The organism is Noviherbaspirillum sp. Root189 (genome assembly GCF_001428545.1).
Lineage (GTDB): Bacteria > Pseudomonadota > Gammaproteobacteria > Burkholderiales > Burkholderiaceae_D > Noviherbaspirillum.
In genome coordinates this window covers 356,516-364,626 of the sequence record NZ_LMHZ01000056.1, presented here as the reverse complement: position 1 = coordinate 364,626, position 8,111 = coordinate 356,516, and the positions used below count along the sequence as shown (strand labels likewise).

Below are 8,111 nucleotides of genomic sequence, written 5' to 3'. Positions count from 1 at the left end.
GCATATTCAAACTCATACTCTATGACGTCTCTGGCAACAGAGGTCAACGTTATAGGGACAAGCGAATAAGTGCACATGGTGGATGCCTTGGCGATATCAGGCGATGAAGGACGTAGTAGCTTGCGATAAGCTGCGGGGAGCGAGCAAACACGCATTGATCCGCAGATTTCCGAATGGGGAAACCCGGCCCTTTGGGTCATCACTCACTGAATACATAGGTGTGTGAAGCGAACGCGGCGAACTGAAACATCTAAGTAGCTGCAGGAAAAGAAATCAACCGAGATTCCCAAAGTAGTGGCGAGCGAAATGGGAACAGCCTGCAAGATTTAGCAGTCGTGATAATGGAACGGATTGGAAACTCCGGCCATAGAGGGTGATAGCCCCTTACATGAAATCACGGTTGTGGAACTAGGCTTGCGACAAGTAGGGCGGGGCACGTGAAACCTTGTCTGAACATGGGGGGACCATCCTCCAAGGCTAAATACTCGATATCGACCGATAGTGAACCAGTACCGTGAGGGAAAGGCGAAAAGAACCCCGGAAGGGGAGTGAAATAGATCCTGAAACCGTGTGCATACAAACAGTAGGAGCCYYGYAAGGGGTGACTGCGTACCTTTTGTATAATGGGTCAGCGACTTACATTCAGTGGCAAGCTTAACCGGATAGGGAAGGCGTAGCGAAAGCGAGTCCGAAYAGGGCGATTTAGTCGCTGGGTGTAGACCCGAAACCAAGTGATCTACTCATGGCCAGGATGAAGGTGCCGTAACAGGTACTGGAGGTCCGAACCCACTAACGTTGAAAAGTTAGGGGATGAGCTGTGGGTAGGGGTGAAAGGCTAAACAAACTTGGAAATAGCTGGTTCTCTCCGAAAACTATTTAGGTAGTGCCTCAAGTATCACCACCGGGGGTAGAGCACTGTTATGGCTAGGGGGTCATCGCGACTTACCAAACCATTGCAAACTCCGAATACCGGTGAGTGCGAGCTTGGGAGACAGACGTCGGGTGCTAACGTCCGGCGTCAAGAGGGAAACAACCCAGACCGCCAGCTAAGGTCCCCAAGATTGGCTAAGTGGAAAACGAAGTGGGAAGGCTAAAACAGTCAGGAGGTTGGCTTAGAAGCAGCCATCCTTTAAAGAAAGCGTAATAGCTCACTGATCGAGTCGTCCTGCGCGGAAGATGTAACGGGGCTAAGCCAGTCACCGAAGCTGCGGATCTGCAGCAATGCAGATGGTAGGAGAGCGTTCTGTAAGCCTGCGAAGGTGTCTTGTAAAGGATGCTGGAGGTATCAGAAGTGCGAATGCTGACATGAGTAGCGATAATGCGGGTGAAAGGCCCGCACGCCGTAAGCCCAAGGTTTCCTGTTCAACGTTCATCGGAGCAGGGTGAGTCGGCCCCTAAGGCGAGGCAGAGATGCGTAGCTGATGGGAAGCAGGTTAATATTCCTGCACCGTCGTTAGATGCGATGGGGGGACGGATCGCGGAAGGTTGTCCGGGTGTTGGATGTCCCGGTTTCTGTGTCAGAGAAGGCGCCTAGGCAAATCCGGGCGCGCAATTCAAGGGCATGGGACGAGTGGCTTTATAGCCGCGAAGCAATCGGAAGTGGTTCCAAGAAAAGCCTCTAAGCTTCAGTCTAACGAGACCGTACCGCAAACCGACACAGGTGGGCGAGATGAGTATTCTAAGGCGCTTGAGAGAACTCGGGAGAAGGAACTCGGCAAATTGGTACCGTAACTTCGGGATAAGGTACGCCCTGGTAGCTTGACTGGCCTGCGCCAGAAGGGTGAAGGGGTTGCAATAAACTGGTGGCTGCGACTGTTTAATAAAAACACAGCACTCTGCAAACACGAAAGTGGACGTATAGGGTGTGACGCCTGCCCGGTGCTGGAAGATTAAATGATGGGGTGCAAGCTCTTGATTGAAGTCCCAGTAAACGGCGGCCGTAACTATAACGGTCCTAAGGTAGCGAAATTCCTTGTCGGGTAAGTTCCGACCTGCACGAATGGCGTAACGATGGCCACACTGTCTCCTCCCGAGACTCAGCGAAGTTGAAATGTTTGTGATGATGCAATCTACCCGCGGCTAGACGGAAAGACCCCATGAACCTTTACTGTAGCTTTGCATTGGACTTTGAACCAATCTGTGTAGGATAGGTGGGAGGCTATGAAGCGGTGACGCCAGTTGCCGTGGAGCCAACCTTGAAATACCACCCTGGTTTGTTTGAGGTTCTAACCTTGGTCCGTTATCCGGATCGGGGACAGTGCATGGTAGGCAGTTTGACTGGGGCGGTCTCCTCCCAAAGTGTAACGGAGGAGTTCGAAGGTACGCTAGGTACGGTCGGACATCGTGCTAATAGTGCAATGGCATAAGCGTGCTTAACTGCGAGACTGACAAGTCGAGCAGGTACGAAAGTAGGACATAGTGATCCGGTGGTTCTGTATGGAAGGGCCATCGCTCAACGGATAAAAGGTACTCTGGGGATAACAGGCTGATTCCTCCCAAGAGTTCATATCGACGGGGGAGTTTGGCACCTCGATGTCGGCTCATCACATCCTGGGGCTGTAGCCGGTCCCAAGGGTATGGCTGTTCGCCATTTAAAGTGGTACGTGAGCTGGGTTTAAAACGTCGTGAGACAGTTTGGTCCCTATCTGCCGTGGGCGTTGGAAGTTTGAGGGGGGCTGCTCCTAGTACGAGAGGACCGGAGTGGACGAACCTCTGGTGTACCGGTTGTCACGCCAGTGGCATTGCCGGGTAGCTAAGTTCGGAAGAGATAACCGCTGAAAGCATCTAAGCGGGAAACTTGCCTCAAGATGAGACTTCCCCAGGCCTTGAGCCTGCTGAAGGGTCGTTCGAGACCAGGACGTTGATAGGCTGGGTGTGGAAGCGCAGTAATGCGTTAAGCTAACCAGTACTAATTGCCCGTGCGGCTTGTCCCTATAACCTTGACCAGGTTAGACAAGTATGAAGCGTATGCCTTGATTGATTCATGCATCACGCCCACCAATATCCATGCAGAMWTCTGCATGACTACTTCTTCCCAGATTGCGTTGTTTGACTGGCCRGCAAGAACGGCCCTGCAAACGACCTTACCAGTTATGCCTGATGACCATAGCGAGTTGGTCCCACCCCTTCCCATCCCGAACAGGACCGTGAAACGACTTCGCGCCGATGATAGTGCTGCAACCAGTGTGAAAGTAGGTCATCGTCAGGCTTGTATTACCAAAAGCCCCATCCCCAACAGGATGGGGCTTTTTGCNACTTCGCGCCGATGATAGTGCTGCAACCAGTGTGAAAGTAGGTCATCGTCAGGCTTGTATTACCAAAAGCCCCATCCCCAACAGGATGGGGCTTTTTGCGTTMCAGCGCCTCCTTCCCATCCAGCATCGCAGTCCTTCTTTTAATGTCCTCCGCGCATCTAGCCTAAAAGCTCACTCATGCTCGCGGCGTTTGGCGGTTCGGGCAAGGCAGGGAAATTCGACGAGGCAGGTCCCCAACATGGACTTGTTCAGCGAAGCCCTAATTGATTAGACAAACTTTCTTACTGGCGCGGTAGGTGTACTTAAAATTACTTTCCACTACAGTAGCTCGCCGCCAACAGGCACAAAGCTTCATACATTAGCGTAGCGCCGAGCAGTGCCGTATTTCCGCTTGGATCATAGGGCGGTGCGACTTCCACGACGTCGGCGGCCAAAAGATCGAGCCCATCGAGTCCACGGATCAGTTGCAGGGTTTCGCGCGTGGTCAGGCCGCCGATTTCCGGCGTACCGGTGCCCGGTGCAAAAACAGGATCAAGTCCGTCAACGTCCATGGAAAGATACGCCGGCCCATCTCCCACTACACGTCTGGCTTCCGCGATGACTGCATCGACCCCAATGCGATCGAACTCTTCAATGAAAACAACGCGCATTCCGGAGTCAAGGGAATACCGCCATCCCGAGTCTGAGTTTTGCGCGCCACGGATGCCAATCTGGATAGTACGCTTGGGATCAAGTAGTCCGGCTTCGACCGCACGCCTGAACGGGGAGCCATGGGTGAATTTGGAGCCCGCGAAGCTGTCCCAGGTATCCGTGTGCGCGTCGATGTGAACCATGCCCAGCGGTCGGGCCGGTTGCATCGCCTGAAACACCGGGTAGGTGATCGAGTGGTCGCCGCCGGCAATCAGCATCTTTTTCCCACTTGCAAAAAATGGGGTCAGGAAGCGGCGAATGTCGTCATGGGCCTGTTCGACTTCATAGAGATTGGAAAAGGGAACATCGCCAACATCGCCGATGCGACAGGTGGAAAATGGATTAAATCCGGTCACGTGATGAATGGCGCGTGTCAGCGAAGACATGTTGCGAATCTCGCGCGGGCCGTAACGCGCACCTGCACGTGCGGTCACCCCCCCGTCGTAGGGCACGCCCGCAATGCCGATGTCGATCTCGCTTGGATGCGCGGCCAGGGGGGTGCGCATGAATGTAGGGATGCCGCAAAAGCGCGGCATGCTTTGGGCTGAGGTATCGGTGGCTGTCATGATGACCTTAGAAAGTAGGAGGTGTGTTCACCCATAAGACCTTGGTGACTTCTTCGCTCGGGTTGCTGTAGCTGTGCGATTGCTCGCTGGCGAAGTAAAATGAATCGCCCGCTTGTAGTTGGTAAGACGTTTCACCTATAGTAATGCTGAGCGAACCTTGCAATACATAGCCCATCTCTTCGCCCTGATGCTGAATACTGTCAGCCGACGAGGTGCCTGGCTGCAGCACATGAATGTCGCCCTGCAGCAGTTGACCGTGCTGCGGCGGCACAAGGCGTTCAAGTCGAATGCTGCTGTTATCGTTGCCTGAGTCAAACTGCACAACAGGGCGTTCGGCAGACCGCATGATGGGGCTTGAACGCGTGTCTACCAGCGTTGTTAACTGTGCCACGTTGGTTTGCAGCGATTGGGCAATACGGTGCAACATGGCTAAGGACGGAGAAGCCGATCCGCACTCAATTTTGGACAGCATGCTTTCGGAGCAGCCTGCTTCCTGAGCTAATTGCTTAAGCTTCAAGCCGCGCAGGGTTCTCGCGTGTCTAATTCGGCCGCCGAGAATCGTAGCAGGGGTGAGTGAAGAAGTGGTCCCGGTTTCGGGACGGTTTAAGCTACCGCTAACGGCTGGTCGTGTATTTGTTGAAGGTGGCATGTCAGGCTCGAAGAATGCGCTCAGGATGTGCCAAACGGGCGAGATCTGGGCAGATAACTCGGTATGCTCTCTCTGTTTGGCTTTCTTGTTTACTGCACAGAGAAATGCACTGGCATGGGCTTGTTGCTGTTAATGGCAACAATATCCTGCGGACATGAAGACATGACTACCACGCAATCCATCTCGGCAACAAATTCGACGTAGTCGCCCGGATTACTCACCGTCGGCAGCCATTCGATGCTTCCTTCGCTATTGAATGGAATGTTCATCCACAGGTTCAGCGAGCCGGGTACTTCACGCGTACGGAGGCCGATCGCCTTGATGGCCAGGCGCAGGTTATCCGCGCAACTATCGTGATAGCCTTCGACGCCCAGGGTACGATAGCGGTGTATGTCACAGGGAGCGATCAAGGTGTCATGAACCCCGACGGATGTATCGGTCTTAAACGTCAGGATAGGGCGGCGATGGTTTGTCACCATGGCGTCGCCCGGCCGCGGGTTGACGCGGTCGATCCATGCACGAAGGTGCTCCATGGACAGGAATTCGTTCATGCTATCGGCCTTGAAGGCCCACATGTCGCAGACCTGTGTGCCATAGGTGTTGATGATGCGGATCGTTTGTCCTGTTGCTACTCGCACGGCACGGCCATGACGGGCCGGCACCTCGTACACTTTGCCGAGTTCCGGCGTGCCATCCGTGGAAATAGGCTCATGCAAGGTATTGTTGAGGCCGGCTGGCTCGCTGTTGTCAACGATAGCGAAAGGGTTGGACGAAGTGGTCATGGTACGCTCCTTGGATAAATGCGGGATTGGTTGATCGGTTGGTTGAATGGTTTCAGGTTATGGAAAGCGTGACCAGTGCAGCCGTCAGCGCGCGCGCCCCGACGACCAAGTCGGTTACGTCGGTATCTTCCGCCACGTTGTGGCTAATTCCTTTTTTACTTGGCACGAACAGCATCGCGGCGGGGCAGTGGTCAGCAATGTACATGGCATCATGGAACGCCCCTGAAGTCAGATGGCAATAGGGTACGGTGGTCTTCTGCACTGCCGATTCCAGTACCGAAACGACATTTGCATCGAATAAGGTCGGAGCCCGTTGCATGAGCGTGCGTACTTCATATCTGCAGGCGCCGCGGTGCTGAGCCAGCATCCGGTGGAGCAGCGCTTCCATGGCGACCAGCACGGATTCTTGTGGATGGCGAAGATCGACGCTAAACGTCACGCGATCGGCAATCGTATTGATCGAGCCGGGCGAAACCTCAAACCTGCCGACCGTCCAGCGCAACGCATCGTCGCGGCGCGCGGCGGCCGCTGTGCCGAGCTCGCTGACCATGGTGGCGGCGATGAATAATGCATCCTGCCGGGCAGCCAATGGAGTGGTCCCTGCATGCGCGCTGTTGCCGTGCACCGTAATCTCGTACCAGCGGACTCCCTGAATGGCAGTGACAATTCCGAGACTTTGACCGCCGTTTTCCATGACGGGACCTTGTTCGATGTGTGCTTCGATGTATGCATGGATGGGATAGCCCAGCGGAATTCTTCTTGCGTGCGGCGTCGCGTCGAACGCTGCATCCCGCGCGACTTCGAAGCATTGTCCAGAGGCGTCTTGTGCCGCCAAAAACGCGGGCAGGCGCGACGGGTAGCTGAATGCACAGGAACCCATTGCACCAGGACTAAAGCGAGACCCCTCTTCGTTAGTCCATACGACAACGTCGATGCTGCGGCGCGTCCGTATCCCGGCGTCATCAAGCGCATGCAGCACCTCGATCCCTGCAATGACGCCATACGCCCCGTCGAGCCAGCCTCCGACCGGCTGCGTGTCGACGTGGCTGCCTGTCATCACCGGCGCAAGCTTAGGCTCAGACCCTTGGCGGCGCACTATGAGGTTGGCCGCGTCGTCGATATACCACTGGTACTGCACTCCAGTGAGCTGGCTGCACAACCACTGCCGCGCAGCCAGCTCAGCGGCGGTAAGCGCTTCTCGGCTCACGCCGCCATCGTCGCGCCCACCGAAGCCTGCTAGCGCACGCTGCATTTGTACAAGCCGGTCGTCTTGAACATGTGACATCGCGCGTACCGCATCAACCGCGAGCGTATCGGATGCGTGGAGGCCGTTCATCCCGTTACCACCTTTCGTGCAACGGTGGCAATGTCTTCGGGATCGTGACGATTGCGGGCGAACCAAGTACGCAAAAAGCCACGCAGGCGCTCAGTTGATGGAGCGGAGAATAATTGTTGCGGTGTTCCGCATTCAACGATCCGGCCCGCTTCCATGAAGACCACCCGACTGGAAACCTTGGCTGCGAAGCCCATTTCATGGGTAACCATGACCATGGTCATGCCGTCCCGCGCCAGCGACTGAATCACTTCGAGCACCTCCTCAACGAGTTCCGGGTCCAACGCCGATGTCGGTTCATCTAGCAGCATTACTTGTGGCTCGACCACGAGCGCACGCGCAATGCCGACTCGCTGCTGCTGGCCGCCGCTCAGTTCTGACGGGTAGGACTGAGCTTTGGCCGCCATTCCCACACGTTCCAGTGCTTTCATGGAACGGTTGAGCGCGGCCTCGGCCGATACGCCTTTAGCGAGTTTCAGCGGCGTCAGCAGGTTGTCGATTACACGCATATGCGGCCACAGGTTGAATTGCTGGAAGACCATTGATACCGGTGCGCGGACTTCTGTGATCGCGCGCTCAGTTTCACGCCTCCGGCGTCCATCGGCGCTTATCTGATAGCCGAGTAAGGCGCCCCGTATGCGAATTTCACCCTCGTCGTATTCCTCCAGAAAGTTCATACACCGCAAGGCAGTGGTCTTCCCGGAGCCGGATGGGCCGATGAGCGTGACCACTTCACCACGCTGCACCTCCAGGTCGAAGCCTTGCAGTACACGATTGCTGCCGTACGACTTTCCAACTCCCCGAAGGCTCACCATGGGCACAGAAATGGTATTCATC

The 8,111-nt window shown here is 55.4% G+C and carries 5 protein-coding genes and 2 rRNA genes; 2 read left to right on the top strand and 5 right to left on the bottom strand.

Annotated elements, in window-relative coordinates:
* Positions 1-55 precede the first annotated feature (55 nt).
* Positions 56-2,933, top strand: a 23S ribosomal RNA gene (locus ASE07_RS24545).
* A 162-nt stretch (positions 2,934-3,095) separates the two neighbouring features.
* Positions 3,096-3,208 (top strand): 5S ribosomal RNA (gene rrf, locus ASE07_RS24540).
* A 354-nt stretch (positions 3,209-3,562) separates the two neighbouring features.
* Here rrf and speB read toward each other — a convergent pair.
* The 5 genes from speB to ASE07_RS24515 form a co-directional block, all read right to left on the bottom strand.
* On the bottom strand, positions 3,563-4,510 hold the full coding sequence (gene speB, locus ASE07_RS24535; protein ID WP_057293429.1) for an agmatinase: 948 nt from the start codon (positions 4,508-4,510) through the stop codon (positions 3,563-3,565).
* Between the two features lie 7 nt (positions 4,511-4,517).
* Positions 4,518-5,159 carry a cupin domain-containing protein gene (locus ASE07_RS24530; RefSeq protein ID WP_082584434.1) on the bottom strand — a complete coding sequence of 214 codons (642 nt, stop codon included), beginning with the start codon at positions 5,157-5,159 and terminating at the stop codon, positions 4,518-4,520.
* Between the two features lie 89 nt (positions 5,160-5,248).
* The gene (locus ASE07_RS24525) at positions 5,249-5,941 is read right to left on the bottom strand and encodes a DUF1989 domain-containing protein (protein ID WP_057293427.1); all 693 of its coding nucleotides are present in this window, start codon (positions 5,939-5,941) and stop codon (positions 5,249-5,251) included.
* Between the two features lie 52 nt (positions 5,942-5,993).
* A complete protein-coding gene (locus ASE07_RS24520) occupies positions 5,994-7,277 on the bottom strand; it encodes a M20 family metallo-hydrolase (RefSeq protein WP_057293426.1) in 1,284 nt (427 codons plus the stop codon).
* A complete protein-coding gene (locus ASE07_RS24515) occupies positions 7,274-8,110 on the bottom strand; it encodes an amino acid ABC transporter ATP-binding protein (protein ID WP_057293425.1) in 837 nt (278 codons plus the stop codon). Before ASE07_RS24515 ends, ASE07_RS24520 begins: the two co-directional genes overlap by 4 nt.
* Position 8,111 lies beyond the last annotated feature (1 nt).

Bases quoted from the DNA above. Each gene is read 5' to 3' on its own strand.
- speB (WP_057293429.1), bottom strand. From the start codon at position 4,510: ATGACAGCCACCGATACCTCAGCCCAAAGCATGCCGCGCTTTTGCGGC.
- ASE07_RS24530 (WP_082584434.1), bottom strand. From the start codon at position 5,159: ATGCCACCTTCAACAAATACACGACCAGCCGTTAGCGGTAGCTTAAAC.
- ASE07_RS24525 (WP_057293427.1), bottom strand. From the start codon at position 5,941: ATGACCACTTCGTCCAACCCTTTCGCTATCGTTGACAACAGCGAGCCA.
- ASE07_RS24520 (WP_057293426.1), bottom strand. From the start codon at position 7,277: ATGAACGGCCTCCACGCATCCGATACGCTCGCGGTTGATGCGGTACGC.
- ASE07_RS24515 (WP_057293425.1), bottom strand. From the start codon at position 8,110: ATGAATACCATTTCTGTGCCCATGGTGAGCCTTCGGGGAGTTGGAAAG.